The organism is Rhodococcus sp. USK10 (assembly GCF_019378875.1).
In the GTDB taxonomy this organism is placed as follows: Bacteria; Actinomycetota; Actinomycetes; order Mycobacteriales; family Mycobacteriaceae; genus Rhodococcus_F; species Rhodococcus_F pseudokoreensis.
The window spans coordinates 2,154,977-2,181,759 of the sequence record NZ_CP076048.1 but is presented as its reverse complement, the minus strand read 5'-3'; the positions used below and the strand labels follow the sequence as shown (position 1 = coordinate 2,181,759).

Below are 26,783 nucleotides of genomic sequence, written 5' to 3'. Positions count from 1 at the left end.
CAGCATCTGCAGCTAATTCGCGCAATCTTCTCCTGATCGATCGTCCTCGGTCGCCCCCATCTCCACCCGGGGCCGATGCAACGTTCGGACGAAGGTGCGCACCGCCTCCGCATGCAAGGACTGCCACGTGTCTACCCCCACCCTTTCCAGCCCCACCCGGACCGGATCCGCGTCTCGATTCCAGCGGCCCGTGTCCCGACCCCGTCTCCACATCGTTCCCCCCGAACTGCGGATCAGCGACGGCCCCGCCGCCGGCGTTCTGCGGGTGGCCCGGTCACGCGGGCCGCTGTCCCGGGACGTCGCCGCGAAGGCGACCGGACTGAGCATCGCCACCGTCAACCGTCAGGTATCGGCACTCCTCGACCTCGGGTTGCTGCGCGAGCGTGGCGATCTCACGCCCTCCGGCGCGATCGGCCGTCCGCGTGTTCCGTTCGAGGTCAACCACGAGCCGTACCTGACCGTGGGTATCCACATCGGCGCCGTCGTGACCAGCATCATCGCCAGCGACCTCCGCGGGAAAGTCCTCGGGGCGGTCGAGGTGCCCACCCCGCAGGGCGCATCCGCCGACGCGCTGACCGGCATCGCCCGCAGCGCAAGGGCTTTCGCGTCCCGCTGGCACCGGCGTCGCCCGCTGTGGGCGGGTGTCGCGCTCGGCGGGCGCGTCGATGCGCAGACCGGTGTCGTCGACCACCCCCGGCTGGGGTGGAAGTCCGCTCAGGTCGGCGCCATCATCGCGACCGGACTCGGGTTGCCCGTCTCCGTCGCGGCGCACGTCGAGGCGATGGCCGCCTCCGAGCTGCTGCTGAGCCCGGACAGCGAAGACGGTGTCGCGCAAGGCGAAACGGGCCTCTACTTCTACGCCCGTGAGACGGCCGGAATCGCGATCACCATCGACGGCCGCGTCCACACGCCATCGAGCGGACCCGGTTCCATCGCGCACCTGCCGACCGGTTCGTCGGCGCAGTGCTCGTGCGGTTCACGCGGATGCCTCGAGGCGACGATCAGCGATCGCGCGGTCATCTCCGCCGCGCTCGACGCAGGCATCCTCCCCGAGTCGAATCAGCGTCCGACGATGAGTGCGCTCTACAAGGCGGCGTCCTCGGGTTCCGCTCCCGCGCACGAGATTCTGGTGGAACGCGCGCAGGTGCTCGGCAAGACCGTCGCGATGCTGCGGGACCTGTTCAACCCGGACCGCGTGATCCTCGGTGGCCAGGCGTTCACCGAGTACCCGGCCGGTATCCCGCACGTCGCGGAGGCCTTCGCGCAGGCATCGTCTTTGGAGCGTAGGGACATTCGCATTTCCGGTTTCGGCAACCGGGTGCAGGAGTACGCATCGACGGTGGTGTCGCTGAGCACCATTTACTCCGACCCGGTCGGGGCGATGCGCCGGACGTCGCCGTAGTTTCACGGCAATTCGTCAGCCGCGCAAGCGATTTCCTGTGCGGCTGACGAATTCGTGTGCATCTGCCCGGCGACCGCGCCTTCAGAGTTTGCGCAGCCCGTCGAGGACGCGTTCCATCAGCTTCCGGTCCGGGCCGGTGGATCCGGCCGTCTCGTTCACGGTGACCGCCCCGGCCGCCGCGAGGTCGCCGACGAGCACCCGTGCGACCCCGAGCGGGATCGACGCGAGCGACGCGATCTCGGCCACCGACCGCGGTTCCGAGCACAGCGCGAACACGCGGCGCGGTTCGTCCGGCGCCGGCATCGCGTCCACGACGGCGTCCCCGTCCGCGCGGGCGACGATGACCGCCTCCAACGGCAGATCGACCCCGGATTCAGTACGCCCGCCCGTGAGAATGAACGGCCGGACGATGGAGACCGTTTCCTCGGATTCCGCCCACTCGGAAGACTCTGCAATCTCGGGCGCTCGACCGGCGGGTTCGGACACGGCCTCTGCCTGCTCGGGAACGGCCTCGGCGCGCTCGGGCTCCACCCACTCGACCGACTGCGACGGGCTCGGCTCGGCCGTCGGCGACTGCTCTTTCCTGCCGCTCCGGCGGCGGCCGGCCGATCCGAAGCGCGCCCCTGTCGCGCCGATCATCGGCCAGTTCTCATCGCTCACAGTCATCGGTCGGGACCCTTCTCGAACTACCCCACCCGTTCCATCGTCCCAAACGCGCGTTTCATGCCCATGGTCCGGTCCCTGTGATTCCCGCTACAGGGTCCGCGTGAGCGTTAGATTTGCTGCGTGACGCACTGGCGGCAGAACTCGGATCCGTTCCTCGCTCCCGATCTCGGCCGGTCCGCGCTGCTCGTCCTCGACATGCAGGTCGACTTCGTGGACGGCGGGACGGCCCCGATCCCGGGCACGTCGGCGGTGCTGCCCGCGATCGCCCGTCTCGTGGACGCCTACCGGGAGTCCATGGCCCCGATCGTGCACGTCGTCCGGTTGTACGAGGGCGACGACGTGGACCTGTGCCGGCGCCGCGTGATCGCCGCCGGGTTCGATCTGGCCAGGCCGGGCACCGCCGGATCCCAGGTGGCCCCCGAGTTGGGTGTGCCGGTCCTCGACCCCGGATCGCTCCTGGCCGGTGACCTCCAGGCCGTCTCGCCCACCGAGCACATCCTGTTCATCCCTGAAAAGGGGCGGGTTAGTCAAGTGCTGCCATCTGGGCGTATTCGGTTTCGGGCCTGTGGGTAGACAGCGTCGACCCTGGCCGCGGGGCGGGACGCAGCGCCCGCAGCGTCAGCGAGGACGAACGGTCTCGGCCGTGAGCGGATCCGGGGTCGACGCAGACTGACCGCAGGCCCTCGAATCCGCGGGGCGTATCAAGTTATGGGGGGTAGCACGTCTCCACTGTGATGCAAGTGGTGGGGGTAGGCCGAGCCACCTCGGCTACCGGTCATCCCTTCGCCCAGCCGGGGGGTTCCTCGGAAGAGGGACCCCCGGTGATGGGGCATGGAGTGGTGCGGTGGCAACACACGGGGTCAATCAAGCCGGCGACCACGCCGAGAGTCCTCGAGGGTCAGACAGAAACGCGGCCACGCATGTGTTGCGTCCGGGGTGCTCACGCCGCCGCCTGCTGGGCAAGGGCGCGGATGTGTCCGTCGCGGAGCCCGTAGTAGACGAGGGTGAGCAGTTTTCTCGCCGCGGCGACCTTGGCGATGTTCTTGCCCCTGCGTGCTTGGATCCGGGTGCGATCGGCGACGATCTTCGCGGTGCTCGGGTGCAGTTGGATCGCCTCGACTGCCGCCCACCGCACCAGTCTCGAGCCCTGCTTCGTGATGTGCCCGCGATGGACGGTGGTGTCGGACTCGTGGTGCCGTGGGGTCAGCCCGGCCCACGAACATAGCTGGTCCGGGCCCGAGAACCGGTGCACGTCACCGATCTCCGCAACGAAGATCGCCGCCAGGACGGGACCGACACCCGGTATCTCCTGGATCGCCCGGTACCCGGGATCATCGCCGAGCCGGCGAGCGATCAGGGCGGTGAACCGCGCCTCCTGGGTGTCGAGGGTGTCGATGAGTTGCAGAAGCGACAGCACCCGTTGGGCGTAGGCCTTGCCGAGGGGCACACGAGCAAGTCTCGCTCGGCCGGTGACACCGAACAGGTCCGAGACCGCGATCTGGACTCCGGCCTTCCCGAGCACCGAGTGGACCTGCGCCTTGAGGTTCGACCGAATCGCGACCAGTTTCGCTCGGTAACGCACCAGTTCCCGCAACTCGCGGACCTCGGGTGGGGCGATCCACGCCTCGGGGAGTCTGTTCATGCGCAGCAGATCCGCCAGATCCGAGGCGTCACGGACGTCGTTCTTGACTCGACGGTAACGAAACCCTGTGACGCCCAGGGGGTGCGCGAGGTGAACGGTCGCGCCGGCGGCCTGCAAGGCGTCGACTGCCCAGTACCACCCGTACGTGGCTTCGAGCACCACCTCGGGGTGCGGTCCGGCGTCGTCGAGTTGCCGCCTCAGCGTGTCCGGGTCGTTGGCGATCCGGGCCACCGACAGCTGCTGGCCCTCGCCGTTGTGGCGGACGATCACCGACCGCCGCCGATGCAGATCGACTCCTACGAACTGCATGCCTGGTTCATACTCGTACATGAGGGGCCACCCTTCTCTTGATTGGGGTCTGGACACCCCCAGCGTCCGCTGGGAACCATGAGGAGCGGGAGGCCCCCCGCCCCCTTTTCATCACATCAAGCCGCGGTGGAGTGCGTTCTACCGCACCTGCCTCGACGACCACCTGCGCCGGTGGCGGGTCGACACCGTGGTGATCGCGGGCTGCAACTACCCCAACTGCCCGCGCGCCACGATCGTCGATGCCGGCGAACGGGACTACAAGGTGCTCGCCGCCGCCGATGCGATCTCCGGCGTCGACGATCGTCACCTGGAGGAGGCCGGACGGATCGGGGTTCTGCACGCGGACACCGACGAGATCGTCGAGGCGTTGCAGCCACCCGAACTCGAGGTGATCAGCTGAGGGGCGGCGCCGACGTCGCGTCCGGCGGCGCACCTCGCCTGCGCAGTTCCGCCCGCGCCCGCTCGATCCCGCCGTGCTCCAACGCGGCGAGCGGCGATTCGTCCGCCCAGACGAGCGCGCCACGGCGGCGGACCGTGACACTCATCGAACCCGCCAGGTGCTCGAGGGCGCCGGGAATGTTGCGACGCTCGGCGGGGAGCGGAACCGGCAGCACGTGGGCCGAGCCCAGCGGGGAGGCGCCCTCGATCTCGACGCTCCACGTGCGGCCGCGGCCGCGCAGCGACCACCGCTCGTCCGTCACGTGCGCCCGGACGGGGGAGGTGACCGGGTTGCCGAGGCGGAACACCGTGCCGTCGGGCAGCGCGACGACGACGGCCGTGACCTCGGTGCGCAGCCCGCCCGCGGTGATCTCGCCGCCGGCGAACGCGACGCACGCCTGCCGGTCGGCGAATCCCTGGGCCTGTCCCCACCACCAGGAGTCGGGGAATCCGCCCTTGCCCCAGTTCTTCTCGGCGTAGACCTGGGCGCCGTCGAGGTCGATGTCGGTGCCGCCCAGCACCGCGGTTCCCTCGGCCCGTCCGCCGAGCAACCACGGATGCCAGTACTGGTTCAGTGCGGGCACGGTCTGGAACACGCTCGACCCGCCGAGCCTGCGCCGCGGCCACGGGACCTGGCCGCCGATCCGGACGTCGAGGCGGGCGTCCGGTCCGAGATCCACCCGCACGCGGTCGACGGACCCGCGGAACGCGTCGCCGGCGAACGCGCCGAGTCCGGCCGGGTTGGCGTAGCCCTCCGGATGCGCGGAGGTCCGCAGGAACCGGGTGGGGTGACCGGCCAGACCGAGTGTCGCCCAGTGGCCGTCCGCGGCCCTGTTGATTCCGGCCAGCGCGATGACGACCTGTCCGGTCGCGGGCTGGGTGAACCGCCAGAAATAGCCCTCCATCGCGACGTCGTGCGCGGCGAGGACGTTGCCGAACGGCAGATCCGCACCCGTGGACCGGTACGCCCGCAGCAGTCTCGACACGGGGTCAGCTTCCCGGCCGGGGGTAGAGCACCGCCTGCGACTGCGTCACCTGCGCCACCAGCCGGTCCTCGTCGTCCCGCAGTTCGGTGACGACGGCGACCGTGGTGCGCCCGGCGTGCAGCGGACGCGCCGTCGCGGTGACGGTGCCCTTGCGGACGCCGCGGGTGAACACCGTGCTCGAACTCGTGGTCGACGTGGATGCCCCCGCCGGAAGATTCAGAAACGCGCAGACGGCGCCGACACTGTCGGCGAGTGTCATCAGCGCCCCGCCGTGCATGCCGTTTCCCGCCGTGGTGCGGTGCTGGTCCCACGCGAGGTGCCCGACGACCTCCTCGGGTGCGGCCCTGGTGAGGCGAACCCCGGTGTGCACGGCGAACGGCATGGTCGCGACGAGATCAGCGGGATCCATACCCGTGGATGCTAGGCGCGGACCCGAACCCGCGCAGGCAGTTCCGGTCAGAGCGGCAGCGACGACTCCGCGAGCCCCGCAGGCGCCCCGCGACGGCGGAACCATTCCTGACCGAACGCCGCCTGCAACTGCTCCTCGGGCATCTGCAGGAACGGGCCGAAGTCCCCGATCTGGGTGGCGTGCGCGTGCATCGCGGCGCGTTTGGCGCCCATCGCCGAGGTGACATCCACGACCGTGGTGATCTCGGAGTCCGGCAGACCGAACGTGTCGAGGTCCGGTGGCTGCGCGTTCTCGGACCATTCCGGATTCGCGGCCATCAGTCGCCGGATGTGGTCGCGGCTGACGGCCGCCTCGTAGACGTGCGGCACACCGGCCAGTTCGGCGGCCCGGAGACCCACGTGATGCACCTGGACGTGATCGGGGTGCCCGTAACCCCCGTTGGGGTCGTAGATCGTGACCACGTCGGCGGATTCCTCGACGAGGATCGCGGCCAGCCGGGCGGCTGCCTCCTCGACGTCGACGTTGCAGAACGCCGCCGGATTCTCGTTCTCCGGCGTTCCCGCCATCCCGGAATCCGCATAGTGCAGCAACACCACACGCTGGGCGCCGAGCAGCGACGTCGACTCCTCGAGTTCGCGGCGCCGACGCTCGGCGAGCGACTCGCCGTCGATCAGGATCCCCTCGGGCGCCTCGCCGAGCGCCCCGTCCGTCGCGGTGACCACGACGACGCGGTGACCGGCGTCGGCGGCCTGACGCATCACGCCGCCGGTGGTGAACACTTCGTCGTCGGGATGGGCGTGGAAACACACCAGGACACTCATGAGCGCAATACTTGCACGTGCTGGCAGTCGCGGCCACGATCTGTGAGGCTCGACGCGTGCTCGGTACCTATCGTCAGATCTTCGCCGCCCCCGGCTCCGCAGCGTTCTCGGCAGCAGGATTCGTCGCGCGCGTACCGATCGCCATGGTCGGCATCGGCATCGTCACGATGCTGTCCGAACTGCGCGGAGACTACGCGCTCGCCGGCGCCCTGGCCGCGGTGTTCGCGCTGACCTACGCGTTCATCACGCCGGTCGTGTCCCGGGCGGTCGACCGCTACGGGCAGTCCCGCGTGCTGCCCGTCGCGTCGGGGATCAGCGCGACGTCGCTCGCCGCGATGCTGCTGTGCGTCCGGTTCGGGACCCCCGACTGGGTGCTGTTCGTGTGGGCCGTCCCGGCCGGCTGCATGCCCACGATCGGTGCGATGGTGCGCGCCCGCTGGACCGAGCTGTACCGCGGGACGCCACTGCTGCGGACGGCGTTCGCATTCGAGGCGGTGGTGGACGAACTGTGCTTCATCGCCGGACCGGTGGTCTCCGTCGGGCTCTCCGTCACGGTGTTCCCCGAGGCGGGACCGCTCGCGGGACTCGTGCTGCTGGTGGTCGGCACCCTCGCGCTCGTCGCTCAGCGTGGCACCGAGCCGCCCGTGCACTCGTCGCCGGACGGCGGCCGCCCGTCCGTCGTCCGGACCCCCGCGCTGTGGATCCTGGTGGCCGTCATGGTGTCGATGGGCACGATCTTCGGCGTCATCGACGTCGGGGCCATCGCCTTCACCCGGAGCCACGACGCACCCGCCTCCGCCACCGTGGTGCTGGCCCTGTTCGCGACCGGGTCCGCGGTGGCGGGCCTCGTGTTCGGCGCGGTCCGGGTGTCGGCGTCGCTCCGGAAACAGCTGATGGTCGCGGTCCTCGCAGTGGCGGTGCTGATGGTGCCGCTGCTGCTGGCGGGGAGCATCCCGGCGCTCGCCGTCGCCTACGCGATGGCGGGGATGACGGTCGCGCCGATCATGATCGTCACCACCGGTCTGGTCGAGCAGATCGTGCCCGCGGCCGCGCTCACCGAGGGCATCACCTGGATCGTCACCGGACTCGGTGTCGGCGTCGCCGTCGGGTCGGCGCTCGCAGGCCGGATGATCGACGAATTCGGCACCACCGCCGGGTACGCGGTGGCGGCGGTCGCCGCACTGCTGGCCTCTATGGTGACCCCATGGCTATTCGTGAAGCAGTCGGCGTCGACGGAACGCCCCTCGTCTACTCGGTGACCGGTGACCCCGACGCGCGGGCCCTGGTTCTCCTGCACGGCTGGGCGCAGTCGTCGAAGTGCTGGGGTCCCACGGTGCTCGACGAACTCGCCGCCCGCTACCGCGTCATCGCCGTCGACCTTCGCGGACACGGCTACTCGGGTGCGCCGGCCGCAGGCTACGACGACTCCGCGATTTGGGCCGGGGACGTCGAAGCCGTGCTCACGGCCGAGGGCGTCACGTCCGGTGCGGTGCTCCTCGGCTGGTCCTACGGCGGCCTCGTGATCTGCGACTACCTGGCGTCCCACGGCACGTCCGCCGTCGACGGCGTCGTCCTCGTCGGGGCCATCACCAGCATCGGCCGCGGGGAGGCCGGCGGCAAGGTCGGTGCGGCGATGCGCGCCGCGATCCCCGGCGCGATGTCCGAGGAGCCGCGCGAGGCGATCCGCGCGCTGGGAGCGTTCGGCATCGCGCTCACCGGACCGCCGGAAGGCAAGGGCGCGCAGTCGCAGGCGCTGTTCGGCGCCAGCCTCGCCACCCCGCCGCACGTGCGGGCCGCACTGTTCAACCGCTCCGCGAGCCACGACGATCTGCTCCGGTCGCTCGACGTGCCGGTGCTCGTCCTGCACGGCACCGAGGACTCCGTCGTCGACGTCTCGGCTGGTAGGCACGCCGCAGACCTGATCCCGCAGGCGCGGGCGTCGTTCTGGGAAGGCTGCGACCACGGGCCGTTCGTCGAGGATCCCGGCCGGTTCGTGAAAGAGGTCGGCGCGTTCGTCGACAACCTCGGTTAAAGGCGCCGATCCGTGGGGGAGCACTATGGAGTGGTGACGCCCTTGCACAACTCGCGCCCCCGCAGGGTGGCCGTCCTCTCGGTCCACACCTCACCGCTGGCGCAGCCCGGTACCGGCGACGCGGGCGGCATGAACGTCTACGTGCTGCAGTCCGCCATCCAGATGGCCCGCCGCGGCGTGGAGGTGGAGATCTTCACCCGGGCCACGTCGTCCTCCGACGCCCCCGTCCAGGAAGCGGCGCCGGGCGTCCTCGTCCGCAACGTCGTCGCCGGTCCGTTCGAGGGGCTCGACAAGCAGGACCTGCCCACGCAGCTCTGCGCGTTCGTGGCCGGGGTGCTCCGCGAGGAGGCCCGGCACGAACCGGGCTACTACAACCTGGTGCACTCGCACTACTGGCTGTCGGGGCAGGTAGGCTGGCTCGCCCGCGACCGGTGGGGTGTGCCGCTGGTGCACACCGCGCACACGCTCGCCGCGGTCAAGAATCTGTCGCTCGCCGAGGGGGACACCCCCGAACCGGCCGCCCGTCAGATCGGCGAACAGCAGGTGGTGGCCGAATCCGACCGGCTCGTGGCCAACACCACCGACGAATCCGATCAGCTGGTCCGCCACTACGGCGCCGACCCGAACCGGATCGATGTGGTGGCGCCGGGCGCCGACCTGACGCGCTACCGCCCGGGCGACCGGGACGCCGCCCGGGCGAAGCTGGGACTCGACCCCCGCGAGACCGTCGTGACGTTCGTCGGACGCATCCAGCCGCTCAAGGCTCCCGACGTCCTGCTCCGCGCCGCCGCCGAACTGATCGCCCGGGACCCCGAGTCGACGCTGCGGGTGCTCGTGGTCGGGGGTCCGTCCGGATCCGGACTGGCCCGGCCGGACGCGCTGATCGAACTCGCGTCCTCGCTCGGCATTGCCGCGCGGGTCACGTTCCTCCCGCCGCAGGCGCCCGATCGGCTCGCCGACGTGTACCGGGCATCGGATCTCGTTGCGGTGCCGAGCTATTCGGAATCGTTCGGTCTGGTCGCCATCGAGGCGCAGGCCTGCGGCACACCGGTGATCGCCGCGAACGTCGGCGGACTCGGCGTCGCGGTCCGCAACGGCGAGACCGGGCTCCTCGTGGACGGGCACCGCACCGAGGATTGGGCGACGGCGTTGCAGTCGCTGGTCTCCGAACCGGCCCGCCTCGCCGCGCTGGCCGCCGAGGCTCCGCGGCACGCCGAGAATTTCTCCTGGGAACACACCGCCGACGGACTCCTCGAGAGTTATCGGATGGCGACCGTCAACTACAACTACGGACACGGCCCGAGCGAGTTCTCCCCGCGTCGCGGACGCGGACTGTGGAAGTTGCGCCGGGTCGGGGGAGTGCGCGCATGACCGACCTGACCGACGTGATCGAGTCCGCCCTGACCGACCGGGAGTTGGACTTCACGAAGAAGGACTCGACGCACTTCGTCGTCGAGTTGCCCGGCGAGCGCAAGCTCAAGACCACCACGCTGCTGACCGTCGGCAAGCACGGCCTGCGCGTCGAGGCGTTCGTCTGCCGCAAGCCCGACGAGAACTTCGAAGGCGTCTACAAGTACCTGCTGCGGCGCAACCGCCGGCTCTATTCGGTGGCGTACACGATCGACAAGATCGGCGACATCTACCTGGTCGGTCAGATCGCCGAGCACGCGGTGACCGCGGACGAACTGGACCGCATTCTCGGACAGGTGCTCGAGGCGGCCGACGGCGACTTCAACACCCTTCTCGAACTCGGATTCGCCGGTTCCATCAAGCGGGAGTGGGAATGGCGTGTCTCGCGCGGTGAGTCGCTGGCGAACCTGAAACCGTTCGAACATCTCATCGAGGACTCGCAGCCCTGAGTGTGGGTTGACCTCCCGCGGAAAGGAATTGCGCGCGGGTAGAGTTGCGGCGAACCTGTGACTGGTGTCACAACTGCTGCTGCAACACTTCGAGGGAGTGACCCACGTGAGCTTCAAGAGCCCGTTTCCGGACGTCGAGATCCCGAACCTCAGTGTCTACGATTTCCTGTTCGGTCACCTCGACCCGGCGGCCGGGGAGCGTCCCGCGCTGATCGACGGCGCCTCCGGTGCGGTCACCACCTACCAAACCCTGGTGGCGCAGATCGGCGGGGTCGCCGGGGCGCTGGCGGCCCGCGGTCTCGCGGTCGGTGAGGTGGTGGCCCTGCACTCCCCGAACGTGCCCGCCTTCGCCGCGGTGTTCCACGGCATCCTGCGCGCCGGCGGCGTCGCCACCACCATCAACGCCCTCTACACCGCCGAGGACATCGCCAAACAGCTCACCGACTCGCACGCGAAATTCCTGTTCACCGTCTCCCCCCTGCTGCCGCAGGCCACGGCGGCCGCCGTCACGGTCGGGATCCCCGACGAGAACGTCATCGTCCTCGACGGCGCCGACGGCCACCCGTCCCTGACCGATCTGCTCACCGAGGCCCACCCCGCCCCGGCGGTGTCGTTCGACCCGGCCACCCACCTCGCGGTGCTCCCGTATTCGTCGGGGACCACCGGCCGCCCCAAGGGCGTGATGCTCACCCACCGCAACCTCGTCGCCAACGTCTGCCAGATCAACCCGCGGATGGGCATCGGCGCCGACGACACACTCCTCGCCGTGCTGCCGTTCTTCCACATCTACGGGATGACGGTGCTGCTCAACGCCGCCCTCTACAACCGGGCCGCGCTGGTGACGATGCCGAAGTTCGACCTCGTCGAATTCCTGCGCATCGTCTCCGGACAGAAATGCACGTACGTGTTCATCGCCCCGCCGGTCGCGGTCGCACTGGCCAAGCACCCGCTGGTCGACGACTACGACCTGTCCTCGGTGCATTCGGTCTTCTCCGGCGCCGCCCCGCTCGATCAGGAACTGGGCAGGGCCGTCGCGACCCGGCTCGGCTGCCGGGTCCGGCAGGGGTACGGGATGTCGGAGATGAGCCCGGTCTCGCACGCGATCCCGTTCGACCGCGACGACATCGCCCTCGACTCGGTCGGCCCGACCATCGCGAACATGGAATGCAAACTCGTCGACCCCGCCACCGGGCAGGAGGTCGACTACCCCACCGAGGGCGTCAGCGCCCCGGGCGAGTTGTGGTGCGCGGGCCCGAACATCATGGCCGGGTACCTCGGCAACGAGGCGGCGACCGCGGAAACCCTGGACGCGGACGGGTTCCTGCACACCGGGGACATCGCGACCGTCGACGCCGACGGGGTCGTCACGATCGTGGACCGGATGAAGGAACTCATCAAGTACAAGGGGTATCAGGTGCCGCCCGCCGAACTGGAGGCGCTGCTGCTCACGCACCCGCAGATCGCCGACGCCGCCGTCATCGGTGTCCTCGACGACGAGGGTGAGGAGGTGCCGAAGGCGTTCGTCGTCGCCCAGCCCGGCGCCGACCTGGATGAGGCCGCGGTGATCGCGTTCGTCGCCGAACGGGTCTCCCCGCACAAGAAGGTCCGCAGGGTCGAGTTCATCGACCTCGTCCCCAAGTCCGCCGCAGGCAAAATCCTCCGCAAGGACCTCCGGGCCGGCGAGGCCCGCCGGGGCTGACGGCGGGGGTTCACGGCGCGAGGGTTCCGGCAGGCATGCCAGGATGAACGGCATGAGTACCGGAACCCTTGTGCTGCTCCGCCACGGCGAGAGCGAATGGAATGCGCTCAACTTGTTCACCGGCTGGGTGGACGTCCACCTGACCGATAAGGGCATCGCCGAGGGCAAGCGCGCCGGCGAATTGCTGCTCGAGCACGATCTGCTCCCCGACGTGCTGTACACGTCGCTGCTGCGCCGCGCCATCAGCACCGCCAACATCGCACTCGACACGGCAGACCGGCACTGGATTCCCGTCATCCGCGACTGGCGCCTCAACGAGCGCCACTACGGCGCCCTGCAGGGACGCAACAAGGCGCAGGTCAAGGACAAGTACGGCGACGAGCAGTTCATGCTGTGGCGCCGCAGCTACGACACCCCGCCGCCCACGATCGAGCCGGGCAGCGAGTACAGCCAGGACACCGATCCCCGCTACGCGAATCTCGATGAGGTCCCGCTCACTGAGTGCCTGAAGGACGTCGTCGTCCGCCTGATCCCGTACTGGGAAGAGACCATCTCGGCCGACCTGTTGGCCGGAAAGACCGTCCTGATCACCGCGCACGGCAACTCGCTGCGCGCCCTCGTCAAGCACCTCGACGGAATCTCCGACGAGGACATCGCCGGGCTGAACATCCCCACGGGCATCCCGCTGCGTTACGACCTGGACGAGAACCTGAAGCCGCTCAACCCCGGCGGCACCTACCTCGACCCCGAGGCCGCCGCCGCAGGCGCTGCCGCGGTCGCGAACCAGGGCGGGAAGTAGCCCGTGCAACCGGCCGGACGTCCCGTTCGCGGGACGTCCGGCCAACAGCAGGTTAACTGCGGACGAAGACTCCGGTTGCCGCGTGTGACGTGCGCGGAAATGCCTGGACCCTGCGTAACCGGCCCGCCGCGCGAACGTACGATTCAGGCGTGAGTGTTGTTCAAGCCGTCTTGCTTGCCATCGTGGGCGGCTTCGTCGGTTACCTCGTCGGTGGCGTGCTGATCCCCATGCTGTCCACCCGGCAGGCGCAGCGAATGGAAGAGACGTCGGGGCTCACGATGTCGCAGGTCCTCGACCTGATCGTGCTGGCGTCCGAGAGCGGCATCGCCGTGGTCGACCAGTTCCACGACGTGGTCCTGTTCAACCCCCGCGCCGAAGAGTTGGGCCTGGTGCGGAACCGTCTCGTCGACGACCGTGCGTGGGTGGCGGCGCTCCGCGTCCTCGAAACCGGGGAACCCGTCGAGGTCGACCTGAGCACCAAGACCCCGCAGCGGGGACGTGACCGGATCGCGGTGCGCGGCACCGCACGCCTGCTCAGCAAGGAAGACCACAACTTCGTGGTCCTGTTCGCCGACGACGACTCCGAGCAGGTGCGGATGGAAGCGACCCGCCGCGACTTCGTCGCCAACGTCAGCCACGAACTCAAGACCCCCGTCGGCGCGATGGGACTGCTGGCGGAGGCGCTCCTCGAATCGGCCGACGACCCCGAGTCGGTCCGGCACTTCGGCGAGCGCGTGCTCGGTGAATCCGTCCGGCTCGGCAAGATGGTCACCGAACTGATCGCGCTGTCCCGGCTGCAGGGCGCCGAGAAGCTGCCCGACCTCGAGGCCGTGTCCGTCGACGAGGTGGTCGACGAGGCCCTGCAGCGGTGCAAGATCTCCGCCGAAGCCGCAGGCATCGCCGTCACCTCGGACCACCACAGCGGCTACGAAGTGCTCGGCGACCGCGCGCTGCTCGTCACCGCGCTGTCCAACCTGGTGCAGAACGCCATCGCCTATTCGCCGAAAGGATCCCCGGTCTCGGTGAGCCGGTCGATCCGCGGCGACAACGTGGCGATCTCGGTGACCGACCGCGGCGAAGGCATCGCCAAGGCCGACCAGGAACGCGTCTTCGAACGTTTCTTCCGCGTCGACAAGGCGCGGGCCCGGGCGACCGGCGGAACGGGTCTCGGCCTCGCGATCGTCAAGCACGTGGCCGCCAACCACAACGGATCGATCGACCTGTGGAGCAAGCCCGGAACAGGTTCGACGTTTACCCTGCAGATTCCTGCACACATCGAGACAGTAGAGACGAACGGCGGGGACGCCGACGGCGGCACTGTCGGGAGGAGAGAAACCGGTATGGAGGCCAAGCGATGACAAGTGTGCTGATCGTGGAAGACGAGGAGTCACTGGCCGACCCGTTGGCCTTCCTGCTCCGCAAGGAAGGATTCGAGACGACGATCGTCGGCGACGGACCGTCCGCGCTCGCCGAATTCGACCGGGCCGGTGCCGACATCGTCCTCCTCGACCTCATGCTGCCCGGCATGAGCGGTACGGACGTCTGCAAGCAACTTCGCAGCCGATCCGGTGTCCCCGTCATCATGGTGACGGCACGGGACAGCGAGATCGACAAGGTGGTGGGCCTCGAACTCGGCGCCGACGACTACGTCACCAAGCCGTACTCCGCGCGGGAACTGATCGCCCGCATCCGCGCGGTGCTGCGCCGAGGCGTCGACAGCGAACTCGACGTCGCGCAGGACTCGGCCGTCCTCGAGGCCGGACCCGTCCGGATGGACGTCGAACGGCACGTGGTCCAGGTGAACGGTGAGGCCGTCACGCTGCCGCTCAAGGAGTTCGACCTCCTCGAGTATCTGCTGCGGAACTCGGGTCGGGTGCTCACCCGCGGACAGCTGATCGACCGGGTGTGGGGAGCGGACTACGTCGGCGACACCAAGACCCTCGACGTGCACGTCAAGCGTCTGCGCTCGAAGATCGAGACCGACCCGGCCAAGCCGGAACACCTCGTCACCGTCCGCGGGCTGGGCTACAAACTGGAGGCGTGAGCGGACGCCGATCCGCCACAGTTGCGCACGAATTCGTCAGCCGCACAGGCAATTGCCGGTGCGGCTGACGAATTCGTGGGCGTCTGTCAGGGAACGAACCAGCGCACCGAAGAGTAGTAGTCGGGTCGGAAATTCGGCAGCTCACGCAGTTCGTGCGCGTTACCGGCGAGGTCGTGCTGCTGAAACGTGACCTGATCGCCCTCCCACACGCAGTCGATCGGCTGCCGGGTCCCGAATGGACTGAACAGGAGGTGCATTCCCGGGTTGCCCCAATACGCCTCCAGGTCCAACGGTGTCCTGAAGTACGCCTCGCACCCGCCGACCGTCGAGGCCGGCTCGGCGGCGGCGGTCGGCGCGAACACTGCCAGGGATGCCGCCGCGACTGCGACCGCAAGGACAGCGCGCTTCATCAGAACGGGTTGTACACGTAGACACCGCGGAACGGCGCGGAGATGATCTGCGTGATCGCGTGCTCGCGGCCCTGGTCGTCGAACTGCCTGCAGTAGACCGCGACGTAGTGTCCGTCGCCTTTGCACTCGATGATCCGGCCGGTTCCGTACGGGCTCAGCACGAGCGCGCGGTCGCCCTTGTCGCCGAACGCGCCGGGATCGAACGGCGCGACGAAGTTCGCCGTCTTGTCGTAGAAGGTGTTCCAGTCCGGGGTCGGGTCGGCGGACGCGGTCGGCGCGAGGGCGAGCGTGGCAGCGGCGGTCAGCAGGGCACCGGTCAGAATGCGAGCGAACATGATCTCTCCCGTCGTGGCTGTGCCCGGAATGGGGCCGTGACGGCTAAATCGACCAGTGGGTCCGATCCGTTACCCGGCGGCCTTCTTCTGCGCGGCCACCGTCGCGGGGTGGACGGCGACGAGTCCGAGGCCTGCCCTGCGCTTGCACAGCTTCGCCAATTCCGCGTACGCGGCCTTGCCGAGCAGCTCCGTCAGCTCCGGCGCGTACGACTGCCAGACGGCCTTGGCGCCCACGTGGGCGTCGGGTGAGCCCGAGCAGTACCAGTCCAGGTCCGAGCCGCCCTCACCCCAGCCACGCCGGTCGTACTCGGTGATGGTGGTCTTGAGGATCTGCTCGCCGTCGGGGCGTTCCACCCACTCCTGGGTGCGGCGGATCGGAAGCTGCCAGCACACGTCGGGCTTGACCTCGAGCGGCTCGATCCCGCGCTTGAGCGCCATCGAATGCAGCGCGCAACCGACGCCGCCCTCGAAGCCGGGGCGGTTCAGGAAGATGCAGGCCCCCTGATACCGGCGGGTGCGCAGCGCGGGCTCGTCCTCGAGGTCGTCCTCCTCGATGTACCCCTTCTTGCCGAGCCCCTTCTCCATGAACTGCCAGTCCTCGGGTGTGAGCAGCTTCACTGACTTGTTCAGCTTCTCCAGATCCTCCTCGTCGGAGAGGAACGCGCCGTGCGAACAGCAGCCGTCGTCCGGCCGGTCGCCGATGATGCCCTGGCAGGCCGGAGTGCCGAACACGCAGGTCCAGTGGGATAGCAGCCACGTCATGTCCGCGGCGATGAGGTGCTCGGCGTTGTCGGGATCCGGAAATTCGACCCATTCGCGAGCGAAGTCGAGGGGTACTTCGGGGCTGGGTGTCATCTTGTGTGAACGCCCTGCTTTACGTGCTGTCACAAAGCCCGACGGTAGACCCAGTACCGTGTCAATGTGCGACTAGGGGTACTCGACGTCGGAAGCAACACCGTCCATCTTCTCGTAGTGGACGCCCACAGGGGCGGCCACCCCACACCGATGAGTTCGACCAAGTCGACTCTGAGGCTGGCGGAGAACACCGACGACAGGGGTGACATCACCACTCAGGGTGCAGATCGCCTGGTCACGACGGTGGCAGACTTCTCCAGCATCGCGAGGACATCCGGGTGCGGTGAACTCATGGCGTTCGCGACGTCCGCCGTCCGCGACGCCAACAACTCGGACGACGTGCTGGCGCGCGTCCACGACGAGACCGGCGTGACGCTCGAGGTCCTGTCGGGTGTCGACGAGGCGCGGCTGACGTTCCTCGCCGTGCGCCGCTGGTTCGGCTGGAGCGCGGGCCGCATCCTGAACCTCGACATCGGCGGCGGATCCCTGGAACTGACGACGGGCGGCGACGAGGACCCGGACGTCGCGCTGTCGCTGCAACTCGGCGCGGGACGGCTCACCCGGGACTGGCTCGAGGAGGACCCGCCGGGCAAGCGCCGCGTGGCCGTGCTGAGGGACTGGCTGGACGCCGAACTGACCGTCCCGTCGAAGGAACTGCGCGCGGCGGGGCAGTGGGACCGGGCCGTCGGCACGTCCAAGACGTTCCGCTCGCTGGCCCGGCTGACGGGCGCCGCACCGTCCGGCGCCGGCCCGCGGGTCAAGCGCACGCTCACCGCCAGCGGTCTCAGGCAACTCATAGCTTTCATTTCGCGGATGACGGCCTCGGACCGTGCAGAATTAGAAGGGGTGAGCTCCGACAGGTCGCAGCAGATCGTGGCCGGAGCACTCGTTGCGGAGGCCAGCATGAGAGCACTGGGCGTGGAGGAACTCGAAATCTGCCCCTGGGCTCTGCGCGAGGGTTTGATCCTCCGCAAGCTCGATACGGAAATGGGCGGTGAATTGATGGTGGGTGCTCGATGACCGAGGACAGTCAGCAGATCTCTGTGTCAGAGCTGCTCAAACGCAACGGGCAGCAGGTGGAGTCCCGGGGCGGGCGGCGTCGGCGCGGCGTCGCGGGAGGAATCTCCGTCGCCGAGCTGACCGGTGAAATTCCGGTGGTCCGGGATCCGTCCGATTCGCGGGCACTCGAACCCGAACCGGAGCAGGAACCCGCCACGCCCGAGCCGTCACGCACGCCCGCGCCGGCAACGCCGTCCGCGCGCGCCGACGACCGCACGGCGGCCTTCAAGGCTCCGGTCGACGACAGCGACGAGGACGACGACGAACCCATCGCCAGTCGTCCCGCCGGCCGTGGCCGCGCCGTGGTGCCGGGCGGCACGTCGCGCGATCACCAGGGAACGTGGGTCAGCCGCGCAGTCCGGAAGGAACCGCCCGCGCCGGAGGCCGCCACGCCGGCTCCGACGGTGGCCGCCCCGGCCGTCAAGAAGCCGGAACCGGCCCCGACCGTCGCCGCTCCGCGGGTGACACCGGCGCCGAAGACCGAACTCCCGGCCAAGGCCGAACCGGCCGCGAAGTCCGACGCACCGGCGAAGCCCACCGCGAAGCCCGAGGCCCCGGCGAAGCCCGGGACGTCGGCGAAGGCGGGTACGGCAGCAGCGTCGAACGGCGCGTCGAAGTTCGTGAAGACGCCGAAGCCGGAGGCTCCCGCCAAGGTGAAGCCGGAACCCGCGCTGCTGTCCGGATCGACGCTGGCCGGCGACCTGATGCGCCAGTCCCGGGACTCGGATGCGGCGAACGCGGCCGAGCAGACGGATCTCATCGAGGCCGCCACCGGCGAGGCGGACACCGAGAAGCGCGACGGCGACACGCAGAAGTCCGACACCCCGCGCCGTTCCCGCAAGGAGGCGAAGGCCGAGAAGGCCGAGGCCGCGAAAGCGGAGAAGGCAGGCAAGGACGAGGCCGGCGAGAACTCCACCCGCGAGTGGGTCGTTCTCATCGGTCAGGGTGTCGTGGCCGTGATCGCCGGGGCCCTGCTCTTCAAGGGCTTCGAGAAGCTGTGGGACGTCTTCCCGTGGGTCGCGCTGATTCTGGCGCTGCTCGTCATCGTGGGCCTGGTCGCCATGGTCCGCATCCTGCGCCGCACCGACGACATCACCAGCTTCGTGATCGCCGTCGTCGTCGGGATGATCGTCACTCTGGGGCCGTTAGCCTTCATGCTTGCGTCGGGCTGAGTTGCTCATGGTCGGGGACAATGGGCACGAGCAGGCTCGACGGTCACCGCCTGGGCGGAAGGTACTGGTGGGCCTGTCGACGGCCTCGGTGTACCCGGAGAACACCGAGGCGGCCTTCCGGTACGCGGCCGATCTGGGATACGACGGCGTCGAACTGATGGTGTGGGCCGAATCGGTCAGCCAGGACGCCGCCGCCGTGGCCGCGCTGGTGCGCAGGTACGCGATCCCGGTCCAGGCGATCCACGCGCCGTGCCTGCTCATCTCGCAGCGGGTGTGGGGCGCCGACCCGGTCGCGAAGCTGGAGCGTTCCGTCCGCACCGCAGAATCGCTCGGGGCGACGAGCGTCGTGGTGCACCCCCCGTTCCGCTGGCAGCGCCGGTACGCCGACGGCTTCGCCGATCAGGTGGCCGACCTGGAACAGCGCAGCGACGTGATCGTCGCGGTCGAGAACATGTTCCCCATGCGGGCGGACGGCTTCTTCGGCAGCAAGGAGAGATCCGCCCAGAGGTTGCGGCGGCGCGGCGGACCCGGGGCGGCGCTGTCGGCGTTCAGCCCGTCCTACGACCCCACCGATTCGGGGCACGCCCACTACACGCTCGACCTGTCGCACACGGCCACGGCCGGGATGGATGCGATGAAACTGGCGGAGCGGATGGGGGAGGGCCTCGCGCACCTCCACCTCGCCGACGGCCGGGGTGCGTCGATGGACGAGCACCTCATTCCCGGTCACGGCGCCCAGCCCTGCGCGCAGCTGTGCCGGCACCTCGTCGACACCGGGTTCGACGGGCAGGCGGTGGTCGAGATCAACACGCAGAACGCCCGCACGCAGCGGGAACGGTCGTCGATGCTCGCGCAGGCACTGGCCTTCGCCCGTGAACACCTCGAACCGGGCCGCGCCGCGTCGGGATCGCCGCGCAGCCACTCCGGTGGCGATCACGACGACACCTGAGGCGTCTGCCCGGCTTCTCCTCCGGTAAGCTGGTGGCCACATTGGATAGTTTGAGTATCCAGTCGAGTTGCCGAAGGAGGGGCCGTGCGCGTTTCCGAGTTGGTCGCCCGCACCGGCGTTCCGCTCGCGACGGTGAAGTACTACCTGCGCGAGGGTCTGCTGATGCCCGGCGAGGCGACGAGCGCGACCCAGGCCCGGTACGGCGAGGAGCACGTACAGCGCCTGGGCCTGGTCAGGGCGCTGGCCGGAGCCGGACTGCCGATTCCCCGCATCCGGGAGATTCTCCGCCTCGTCGACCACCCCGACGGCTCGCTGTTCGACGTGCTCGGCCAGGCCATCGCGCAACTCCCGCCCTACCTCGACACCCCCGCCGACGACGCCGACGAGTTCCCGCGGGCCCGCGCCGTCCTCGACAGGCTCGGGCAGGTGTACGACCCCCGGTACGTGGCGGTCGGTCAGCTCGAACGTGCCCTTGCGGCACTCGAGGAAGCCGGCATCCCGATGACCGAGCAGCGACTCGACGCCTACGGGCGCCACGTGCGCGGGATCGCCGAGATCGACATCGGGCTCATGCCCACCGCATCGGCCGAGGACGCGATCCGGTACGCGGTGCTCGGCACGGCCGTCTACGAGCCGGTGATCGCCGCGATGCGCCGGCTCGCACACCAGGACGTCGCGCAGAAGCGTCTCCGGAACCCCGAAGAACAGGACCAGTAGTGAGCTCAACTCCCTTCCACGATCTCAACGTCCTCACCGCTGCCGGTGACGGGACGTACCGGGCGTCGATCGACCCGATCTGGACGATCGGCCCCAAGGTGCACGGCGGCTCGATGATGTCGCTCTGCGCCGCTGCCGCCCGCAGGCGACTGCTCGACGAGACCGGCGACGCCGGGCCGTCCCGGGTGCAGCCCCTCGCGGTCGGGGCCAACTACCTGTCCGCCCCCGATCCGGGTGAGGTGACGCTGTCGACGACGGTGCGCAAGCAGGGCAAGCAGGTGTCGTTCGTCGATGTGGAGCTGACGCAGGGCGACCGCGTCGCCGTCCGCGCGTCGGTCACGCTCGGCGTTCCCGACGTGGGGGAACCGCAGTACAGCGGAGACCACGCCCTGGCGCAGCTCCCGGTGGAACCGCCCGCCGACGCCGTCGTGCTCACGGCCGACCATCCGATGGGGCAGATCGTCCACGTGGCTCAGGGCTGCGACATGCGGGTGGACGGGACGTCGGCGCACTTCCTGACCGGCAACCAGGGCGAACCCGAGGTCCGCATGTGGGTGCGACCGCGCGCCGGCGACGAGAGCGATCCCGACACGGCGGCGCTGTTCGCGATCATGACCGGCGACATCAGCGCCCCCGTGACGATGAACCGCGGCATGTTCGGTTGGGCGCCCACGGTCCAGCTGACCACCTACCTGCGCAGGCAGCCCGCGCCGGGCTGGCTGCGCGTGATGGCCAGCAGCACGGTGCTCGGCGGCGCCTGGTTCGAGGAGGACCACACCGTCCTCGACTCGACCGGGGCGATCGTCGTGCAGAGCCGGCAACTGGCGATGATCCCCCGCTAGGAGGGCGCCGCAGAGCGTCGTGGCAGGCTGTTCGCCATGACGAGAATTGCGGTAATCGGAGGCGGCAAGATCGGCGAGGCCCTCATCTCGGGGCTTCTGCAGGCAGGTCACGCCGTCAAGGATCTGGTGGTGGCCGAGCAGCACCCGGCGCGCGCCGACGAGCTGGCCGCGGCGTACTCGGTGCGGGTCACCACTCCTTCCGACGCCGCCGAAGGCGCCGACGTCATCGTGATGGCCGTCAAGCCGGGAGATGTCGAGTCCGCGCTCACCGAGGTGTCCAAGGTCGAACTCGACGGCGAGCGCGAGCAGTTGCTCGTCTCGCTCGCTGCCGGCATCCCCACCGCCTTCTACGAGACGAGACTGCCCGCCGGGTTCCCCGTGGTCCGGGTCATGCCCAACACGCCCATGCTGGTCGGTGAGGGCGTCAGCGTGCTCGCGCCCGGCAGGCACGTGAAGAAGGAACACCTCGACCTGGTCCGCGGCGTCCTGTCGTCGGTCGGCAAGGTCGTCGTCGTTCCCGAATCGCAGATCGACGCCGTCACCGCCGTCTCCGGCTCCGGTCCGGCCTATTTCTTCCTGGTTGCCGAGGCGATGATCGATGCGGGCGTGGGGCTCGGACTGACCCGGGCGACCGCGACCGAGCTGGTCGTGCAGACCATGGTCGGCTCCGCAGCCATGCTGGACAGGTCGGGGGAGAGCGCGACCGAACTTCGTGCCGCCGTGACTTCGCCCGGCGGAACCACCGCGGCGGCAATCCGCCGTCTGGAGGGAAACGGACTCCGAACAGCATTTTTCGACGCCCTCGAAGCCGCGAAAATTCGTTCTGCCGAACTCGGCACGACGACCGAATGAATATTCGATTGCCCACACCCGTCGCAGTAACCCCATCCGTCCCGCTAAGCTCGAAGTAGCACGTGCGTGTCTGTTCCGCCGGAGGGGAAGCCGGCGGCGCGAGACGTGCCGGAGGTAAGTGGTTGATGACGTCTGCAAAAAAGCCGTCCAAGGGCTCGGCCCCGGACGGACAACCGGCACTGGCCGGAACGCAATTTCTCACCGTCGCCGAGGTAGCGACGCTGATGAGAGTGTCCAAGATGACTGTGTACCGGTTGGTGCACAGCGGCGAACTGCCCGCCGTCCGCGTGGGCCGTTCGTTCCGAGTGCATGCGAAAGCAGTGCACGACTACCTCGAAACCTCGTACTTCGACGCCGGTTGACCGATCGGCACGAAGAGGGTCATCGACCTCGGTTTCCGGGGAGACGACCTACACCGGTACGATTAGCGACTGTCGTACCAGCCAGCTGGTGTCGTAAGGCGCTGAGCTAGTTAAAACGAGGCCCAGGCGCCAGAGTGGCGCGAGCGTACGTGATCGGCGTGCGCAGGAACGCTAGAGAAGAACGTGAGGGACACCCGCTATGGGTTCAGTGATCAAGAAGCGACGCAAGCGCATGTCGAAGAAGAAGCACCGTAAGCTGCTTCGCCGCACCCGAGTGCAGCGCAGGAAACTCGGTAAGTAAAGAGTTGCGTCTGGATGCCCGTCACCTCCGGTGGCGGGCATCCTTCGTTTCACGGCGGGCCCGTCGCGTATTGGGCGACCGACCAATTGTCGTTGTGCGGAGCGCCATCCCCCTCCTGCACGTATCGTTGACGTCACTCGCTACGTGATCGGGGGTCCTTGGTGGTTGTGAGTGACGAAGACAGTACTACGCGGACGGCGGTGCCGCGCGTCGTGCTGGTCACTGGGGCAAGCAGATTTCTGGGTGGATACCTCGTCACCCGGCTCGCTCAGAATCCGGCCATCGAGCGGGTGATCGCGGTGGACGCGGTGTCGCCGAGCAAAGACATGTTGCGCCGCATGGGCCGCGCCGAGTTCGTGCGCGCCGACATCCGGAATCCCTTGATCGGCAAGGTTATTCGCAACGCCGAGGTCGACACCGTCGTGCACGCGTCGACGCTGGCGCGCCCGCCGAAGTCGGGTAGTCGCGCGGCCATGAAAGACATGAACGTCATCGGCGCGATGCAGTTGTTCGCCGTCTGCCAGAAGGCACCGAGCGTCCGTAAGGTCGTGTTGCGTTCGGCCTCCGTGGTCTACGGCTGCAGCGCCAAGGACCCGGCCAAGTTCACCGAGGAGATGAGCGCGCGGCGCCGCCCGGCGGGCGCGTACGCGCGGGACTGCATCGAGATCGAGGGGTATCTGCGCGGAATGGGGCGCAGGCGCCCCGACATCGACGTGTCGATCGTCCGCCTCGCACCGCTGGTCGGGCCGCGACTCAACGCGACGGTCGCGCAGTACCTCACCTCACCGGTCGTGCCGACCATTCTCGGACGGGACGCACGCCTGCAGGTCCTGCACGAGGAGGACGCGCTGGCCGCACTGGAACGGGCCACGGTGTCGGGTCCGGCGGGCACGTTCAACGTCGCGGGCGACGGCGTCGTCATGATGTCGCAGGCCATCCGCCGCGCCGGACGGATCGAGGTCCCGATGCCGTTCGCGTTGTTCCGCAACCTCGGGCGTGCGCTGATGGGTCCGGTGATGCGGTCGTACACCACCGAGCAACTCGAATACTTTCATTTCGGTTGCGGACTGGACACCACGCGCATGCGAACCGAACTATCCTTCGAGCCACGGTGGACCTCGATGCAGGCACTGGACGACTTCGCTCGTGCGGCCGGCGTCAAGGCGATCATCAAGAACGAATGGGTCGACGCAGCAGAGAACGCACTACTCGCTCTTACCGGCACGGCGAAAGGGGAGAGGTGAACGAAGTGGCGAAGGTCATTCCGCTGCACGGTGCGACAGCCGCGCGCGGGACCGCTATCGGACGTTCGAGGCGTGAGCAGAGCGAGAGCAGACATCCATCGGCGATGCCGCCGCCCGCCGTGATCACCCCACCGCAGCCCGTCACCGAGTCTTCTGCCGTCGACGCCGTCCGCCACGCCCTGGCCGAGCAGATCGTCAACACCGCCGAGTTCGTGCGCCGCCGGCTCTCGGGCGACTATCACGTCGACGACTTCGGCTACGACCCCCACTTCGCCGAGAACGTGTGGCTGCCCATCCTGCGTCCGCTGTTCGACAAGTGGTTCCGCGTCGAGGTCAGCGGTCTGGAGAACATCCCGTCGACGGGCGGTGCGCTGGTGGTCGCCAACCATGCCGGTGTGCTGCCCATCGACGGCCTGATGACCTCGGTCGCCGTTCACGACCATCACCCCGCACATCGCCCGCTGCGGATGCTGGCCGCCGATCTCGCGTTCGAGATGCCGCTGGTCGGTGGTGTCGCCCGCAAGGCCGGGCACACACTCGCGTGCCACCCGGACGCCGTGCGCCTGCTGCAGGACGGGGAGGTCGCGGCCGTGTTCCCCGAAGGTTTCAAGGGCATCGGCAAACCGTTCAGCGAACGCTACAAGTTGCAGCGGTTCGGCCGTGGTGGCTTCGTGTCCGCCGCCATGCGGACCGGTGCGCCGATCATTCCGTGCTCGATCGTGGGGTCCGAGGAGATCTACCCGAAGATCGGTGAACTCGGGACGCTCGCCCGGCTGCTGGGGATGCCGTACTTCCCGGTCACCCCGCTCTTCCCGCACTTCGGCCCGCTCGGCCTCGTGCCGCTGCCGTCGAAGTGGTACATCGAGTTCGGTAAGCCGATCGTCACCGACACCTACGACGCGTCGGCGGCCGACGACCCGATGGAGCTGTTCGAGGTCACCGACCACGTCCGGGAGACCATCCAGCAGACGCTGTACCGGCTCCTCGCGAAGCGCCGGAACGTGTTCCTGGGCTGAGCCGCGGCGGGCGGCTCAGGCCGCCTGTTCGCGGCGTCGCGCGACGATGGCCGCGAGTGCGCCGCCTGCCGCGCCCAGGAGCAGCGCGGTGGGGACGCCGATCTTGGCGGCCTTGCGTCCGGTCCGGAAGTCGCGGATCTCCCAGCCCCGGTTCTTGGCCAGCTCACGCAGGTCGGTGTCGGGGTTGATCGCGACCGCGGTCCCGACGAGCGACAGCATCGGCACGTCGTTGTGGCTGTCCGAGTAGGCGGTGCAGCGCTTGAGGTTGAGGCCCTCGCGGACCGCCAGGGCGCGCACGGCGTGCGCCTTGCCGAGGCCGTGCAGAATGTCGCCGACCAGACGTCCGGTGAACATCCCGTCCTCGCTCTCGGCGACCGTGCCGAGGGCGCCGGTGAGACCGAGACGCTTCGCGATGACCTGAGCCAGCTCCACCGGGGTCGCGGTGACCAGCCACACCTGCTGTCCGGCGTCGAGGTGCATCTGTGCCAGCGCCCGGGTGCCGGGCCAGATCTTGTCGGCGATGACCTCGTCGTAGATCTCCTCACCGAGCCGGGCGAGTTCGGCCGTCGACCGGCCGGAGACGAACGACAGGGCCTTCTCCCGGCCGGAGGCGACGTCGTCGCTGCTCTCCTTGCCGGTGACGCGGAACTTGACCTGCTTCCACGCGAAGTCGACGAGGTCGGACGTCTTCAGATACTTGCGGGCGGCGAGTCCGCGCGCGAAGTGGATGATCGAGGCGCCCTGGACCATCGTGTTGTCGACGTCGAAGAACGCGGCAGCCGTCAGGTCGAGGGGAACGTCGTGCTCGACCAGCTCGGTGTCCTCGCCGGACGCGACGTGCAGAGCGAGGGCTGCGTCGGCGCTCGCCTCACCTGCGACGTTGGCACGTACCTCGGCTTCGCTGGGTCCCAGCGGATTCCTGAACTGGCGCCGGCCCGGGAGGATGATCCCCGCCAGACCTGAACCGAAACCCGAGCCGTTCGGTAGTGATCGCGCAGGCACTCGCACCTCCCGTATCGCAGAAGCCTCTGGGAGCAGCCTATCCCCCGAATCGGGGACGGGGCGGATGGATGGCCCCGCAGGGGGAACTGTGTGACGTTCATCTCCGAGCCGATTGGCGTCCGCGGACCCCGAAACGGCACAGTGACTCCACCGGAGGCGTCGAAAGGAAGTGACGGGGCATGAGCACGGGCGGACACGAGGTGACGCTTCTCACGAGGGCGGGGTGCGGTGCGTGCGCGCCGGCCCGCGAGCGGTTGCTGGTTCTGTGCGAGGAGTTCGGGCTGGAACTGACGTGCATAGACGTCGACGAGGCGGCGGCCACGGACCCCGAAATCCGGGCCGAATTCGGCGACCGATTGCCGGTGGTGTTGCTCGACGGACGTGAGCACAGTTACTGGGAGGTCGACGAAGAGCGCCTTCGCTCGGATTTACGCAAGTAAGGGAACCCTAAAAGTGGGATCTTCCGATGCCGTGCAGGTAGGACCGCATGTCGCGCAGTCGCAGCGACTTTGTGCATGGGTTCACAAGCAGTTACCGTGGTGTGAACAATTCCCCGGAGCA

At 68.8% G+C, this 26,783-nt stretch carries 31 protein-coding genes; 22 read left to right on the top strand and 9 right to left on the bottom strand.

What is annotated here, in order from left to right; translation table 11 throughout:
- The first annotated feature begins 127 nt into the window (after window positions 1–127).
- Complete coding sequence (locus I1A62_RS17155) at window positions 128–1,402, top strand: ROK family transcriptional regulator (protein WP_219459243.1); 1,275 nt, start codon at window positions 128–130, stop codon at window positions 1,400–1,402.
- An 81-nt stretch (window positions 1,403–1,483) separates the two neighbouring features.
- Here I1A62_RS17155 and I1A62_RS17150 read toward each other — a convergent pair whose 3' ends face one another.
- Window positions 1,484–2,068, bottom strand: a complete 585-nt coding sequence (locus I1A62_RS17150; RefSeq protein ID WP_219459242.1) for a DUF742 domain-containing protein — start codon at window positions 2,066–2,068, stop codon at window positions 1,484–1,486.
- Window positions 2,069–2,188: 120 nt separating this feature from the next.
- Between I1A62_RS17150 and I1A62_RS17145 the strand changes: the two genes are divergently transcribed.
- Complete coding sequence (locus I1A62_RS17145) at window positions 2,189–2,641, top strand: cysteine hydrolase (RefSeq protein ID WP_257890823.1); 453 nt, start codon at window positions 2,189–2,191, stop codon at window positions 2,639–2,641.
- 367 nt (window positions 2,642–3,008) lie between these two features.
- Here I1A62_RS17145 and I1A62_RS17140 read toward each other — a convergent pair whose 3' ends face one another.
- Complete coding sequence (locus tag I1A62_RS17140; protein WP_257890748.1) at window positions 3,009–4,019, bottom strand: IS110 family transposase; 1,011 nt, start codon at window positions 4,017–4,019, stop codon at window positions 3,009–3,011.
- Window positions 4,020–4,134: 115 nt separating this feature from the next.
- On the opposite strand from I1A62_RS17140, the gene I1A62_RS17135 reads away from it, so the two are divergent.
- Window positions 4,135–4,419 (top strand): cysteine hydrolase family protein, encoded by a 285-nt coding sequence (locus I1A62_RS17135; protein ID WP_374710838.1) that lies wholly within the window; start codon window positions 4,135–4,137, stop codon window positions 4,417–4,419.
- Here the strand turns inward: I1A62_RS17135 and I1A62_RS17130 are convergent.
- Genes I1A62_RS17130 through I1A62_RS17120 form a run of 3 tightly spaced genes read right to left on the bottom strand, consistent with a single transcriptional unit; the run spans window position 4,412 to window position 6,673 of the window.
- Window positions 4,412–5,443 carry a tocopherol cyclase family protein gene (locus tag I1A62_RS17130; RefSeq protein ID WP_219459241.1) on the bottom strand — a complete coding sequence of 344 codons (1,032 nt, stop codon included), beginning with the start codon at window positions 5,441–5,443 and terminating at the stop codon, window positions 4,412–4,414. The two genes, I1A62_RS17135 and I1A62_RS17130, sit on opposite strands and share 8 nt — an antisense overlap.
- Window positions 5,444–5,447: 4 nt before the next feature.
- Window positions 5,448–5,852: a PaaI family thioesterase gene (locus I1A62_RS17125; protein ID WP_219459240.1), complete on the bottom strand. Its 405-nt coding sequence runs from the start codon at window positions 5,850–5,852 to the stop codon at window positions 5,448–5,450.
- 47 nt (window positions 5,853–5,899) lie between these two features.
- Complete coding sequence (locus tag I1A62_RS17120) at window positions 5,900–6,673, bottom strand: PIG-L family deacetylase (RefSeq protein WP_219459239.1); 774 nt, start codon at window positions 6,671–6,673, stop codon at window positions 5,900–5,902.
- Window positions 6,674–6,729: 56 nt separating this feature from the next.
- Between I1A62_RS17120 and I1A62_RS17115 the strand changes: the two genes are divergently transcribed.
- The 8 genes from I1A62_RS17115 to I1A62_RS17080 all read left to right on the top strand — a co-directional run bounded on the left by I1A62_RS17115 (window position 6,730) and on the right by I1A62_RS17080 (window position 15,106).
- Window positions 6,730–7,932, top strand: a complete 1,203-nt coding sequence (locus tag I1A62_RS17115) for an MFS transporter (protein WP_219459238.1) — start codon at window positions 6,730–6,732, stop codon at window positions 7,930–7,932.
- Entirely contained in the window at window positions 7,878–8,705 is an 828-nt protein-coding gene (locus I1A62_RS17110) for an alpha/beta fold hydrolase (protein ID WP_219459237.1), read from the top strand. The genes I1A62_RS17115 and I1A62_RS17110 overlap by 55 nt, the downstream gene beginning before the upstream one ends.
- 12 nt (window positions 8,706–8,717) lie before the next feature.
- A complete protein-coding gene (mshA, locus tag I1A62_RS17105; RefSeq protein WP_219459236.1) occupies window positions 8,718–10,076 on the top strand; it encodes a D-inositol-3-phosphate glycosyltransferase in 1,359 nt (452 codons plus the stop codon).
- Window positions 10,073–10,564, top strand: a complete 492-nt coding sequence (locus tag I1A62_RS17100) for a YbjN domain-containing protein (protein ID WP_206010026.1) — start codon at window positions 10,073–10,075, stop codon at window positions 10,562–10,564. The genes mshA and I1A62_RS17100 overlap by 4 nt, the downstream gene beginning before the upstream one ends.
- Before the next feature lie 106 nt (window positions 10,565–10,670).
- On the top strand, window positions 10,671–12,263 hold the full coding sequence (locus tag I1A62_RS17095; protein ID WP_219459235.1) for an AMP-binding protein: 1,593 nt from the start codon (window positions 10,671–10,673) through the stop codon (window positions 12,261–12,263).
- A gap of 43 nt (window positions 12,264–12,306) precedes the next feature.
- A complete protein-coding gene (locus tag I1A62_RS17090; protein WP_206010028.1) occupies window positions 12,307–13,062 on the top strand; it encodes a phosphoglyceromutase in 756 nt (251 codons plus the stop codon).
- Window positions 13,063–13,211: 149 nt separating this feature from the next.
- Entirely contained in the window at window positions 13,212–14,420 is a 1,209-nt protein-coding gene (locus tag I1A62_RS17085; protein ID WP_124395135.1) for a cell wall metabolism sensor histidine kinase WalK, read from the top strand.
- Window positions 14,417–15,106, top strand: a complete 690-nt coding sequence (locus I1A62_RS17080) for a response regulator transcription factor (RefSeq protein WP_005251956.1) — start codon at window positions 14,417–14,419, stop codon at window positions 15,104–15,106. Before I1A62_RS17085 ends, I1A62_RS17080 begins: the two co-directional genes overlap by 4 nt.
- Before the next feature lie 86 nt (window positions 15,107–15,192).
- Here the strand turns inward: I1A62_RS17080 and I1A62_RS17075 are convergent, their stop codons facing one another.
- The 3 genes from I1A62_RS17075 to I1A62_RS17065 all read right to left on the bottom strand — a co-directional run bounded on the left by I1A62_RS17075 (window position 15,193) and on the right by I1A62_RS17065 (window position 16,706).
- The gene (locus I1A62_RS17075) at window positions 15,193–15,516 is read right to left on the bottom strand and encodes a hypothetical protein (RefSeq protein ID WP_124395134.1); all 324 of its coding nucleotides are present in this window, start codon (window positions 15,514–15,516) and stop codon (window positions 15,193–15,195) included.
- Window positions 15,516–15,851, bottom strand: coding sequence for a hypothetical protein (locus I1A62_RS17070; RefSeq protein ID WP_124395133.1), 336 nt, complete (start codon window positions 15,849–15,851; stop codon window positions 15,516–15,518). The genes I1A62_RS17075 and I1A62_RS17070 overlap by 1 nt, the downstream gene beginning before the upstream one ends.
- Before the next feature lie 69 nt (window positions 15,852–15,920).
- Complete coding sequence (locus tag I1A62_RS17065; RefSeq protein ID WP_124395132.1) at window positions 15,921–16,706, bottom strand: hypothetical protein; 786 nt, start codon at window positions 16,704–16,706, stop codon at window positions 15,921–15,923.
- A gap of 66 nt (window positions 16,707–16,772) precedes the next feature.
- Between I1A62_RS17065 and I1A62_RS17060 the strand changes: the two genes are divergently transcribed.
- From I1A62_RS17060 to I1A62_RS17015, 10 genes are all read left to right on the top strand, one after another.
- Window positions 16,773–17,726 carry a Ppx/GppA phosphatase family protein gene (locus tag I1A62_RS17060; RefSeq protein WP_124395131.1) on the top strand — a complete coding sequence of 318 codons (954 nt, stop codon included), beginning with the start codon at window positions 16,773–16,775 and terminating at the stop codon, window positions 17,724–17,726.
- Window positions 17,723–18,937 (top strand): hypothetical protein, encoded by a 1,215-nt coding sequence (locus I1A62_RS17055; RefSeq protein ID WP_219459234.1) that lies wholly within the window; start codon window positions 17,723–17,725, stop codon window positions 18,935–18,937. The genes I1A62_RS17060 and I1A62_RS17055 overlap by 4 nt, the downstream gene beginning before the upstream one ends.
- 7 nt (window positions 18,938–18,944) lie before the next feature.
- The gene (locus I1A62_RS17050; RefSeq protein ID WP_124395129.1) at window positions 18,945–19,886 is read left to right on the top strand and encodes a sugar phosphate isomerase/epimerase; all 942 of its coding nucleotides are present in this window, start codon (window positions 18,945–18,947) and stop codon (window positions 19,884–19,886) included.
- Window positions 19,887–19,970: 84 nt separating this feature from the next.
- A complete protein-coding gene (locus I1A62_RS17045; protein WP_219459233.1) occupies window positions 19,971–20,603 on the top strand; it encodes a MerR family transcriptional regulator in 633 nt (210 codons plus the stop codon).
- Entirely contained in the window at window positions 20,603–21,445 is an 843-nt protein-coding gene (locus tag I1A62_RS17040; protein ID WP_124395127.1) for a thioesterase family protein, read from the top strand. The genes I1A62_RS17045 and I1A62_RS17040 overlap by 1 nt, the downstream gene beginning before the upstream one ends.
- Before the next feature lie 36 nt (window positions 21,446–21,481).
- Window positions 21,482–22,297 (top strand): pyrroline-5-carboxylate reductase, encoded by an 816-nt coding sequence (proC, locus tag I1A62_RS17035; protein ID WP_124395126.1) that lies wholly within the window; start codon window positions 21,482–21,484, stop codon window positions 22,295–22,297.
- Window positions 22,298–22,422: 125 nt separating this feature from the next.
- Window positions 22,423–22,659 carry a helix-turn-helix domain-containing protein gene (locus tag I1A62_RS17030; protein ID WP_005258384.1) on the top strand — a complete coding sequence of 79 codons (237 nt, stop codon included), beginning with the start codon at window positions 22,423–22,425 and terminating at the stop codon, window positions 22,657–22,659.
- Window positions 22,660–22,858: 199 nt separating this feature from the next.
- Window positions 22,859–22,960 (top strand): 30S ribosomal protein bS22, encoded by a 102-nt coding sequence (locus tag I1A62_RS17025; RefSeq protein WP_003402602.1) that lies wholly within the window; start codon window positions 22,859–22,861, stop codon window positions 22,958–22,960.
- Between the two features lie 200 nt (window positions 22,961–23,160).
- Complete coding sequence (locus I1A62_RS17020) at window positions 23,161–24,204, top strand: NAD-dependent epimerase/dehydratase family protein (RefSeq protein WP_124395140.1); 1,044 nt, start codon at window positions 23,161–23,163, stop codon at window positions 24,202–24,204.
- On the top strand, window positions 24,201–25,220 hold the full coding sequence (locus tag I1A62_RS17015) for a lysophospholipid acyltransferase family protein (RefSeq protein WP_124395125.1): 1,020 nt from the start codon (window positions 24,201–24,203) through the stop codon (window positions 25,218–25,220). The genes I1A62_RS17020 and I1A62_RS17015 overlap by 4 nt, the downstream gene beginning before the upstream one ends.
- A gap of 15 nt (window positions 25,221–25,235) precedes the next feature.
- Here I1A62_RS17015 and I1A62_RS17010 read toward each other — a convergent pair whose 3' ends face one another.
- Entirely contained in the window at window positions 25,236–26,222 is a 987-nt protein-coding gene (locus tag I1A62_RS17010; protein WP_124395124.1) for an HAD family phosphatase, read from the bottom strand.
- A 179-nt stretch (window positions 26,223–26,401) separates the two neighbouring features.
- On the opposite strand from I1A62_RS17010, the gene I1A62_RS17005 reads away from it, so the two are divergent.
- Window positions 26,402–26,662, top strand: coding sequence for a glutaredoxin family protein (locus I1A62_RS17005; RefSeq protein ID WP_012688935.1), 261 nt, complete (start codon window positions 26,402–26,404; stop codon window positions 26,660–26,662).
- Window positions 26,663–26,783 lie beyond the last annotated feature (121 nt).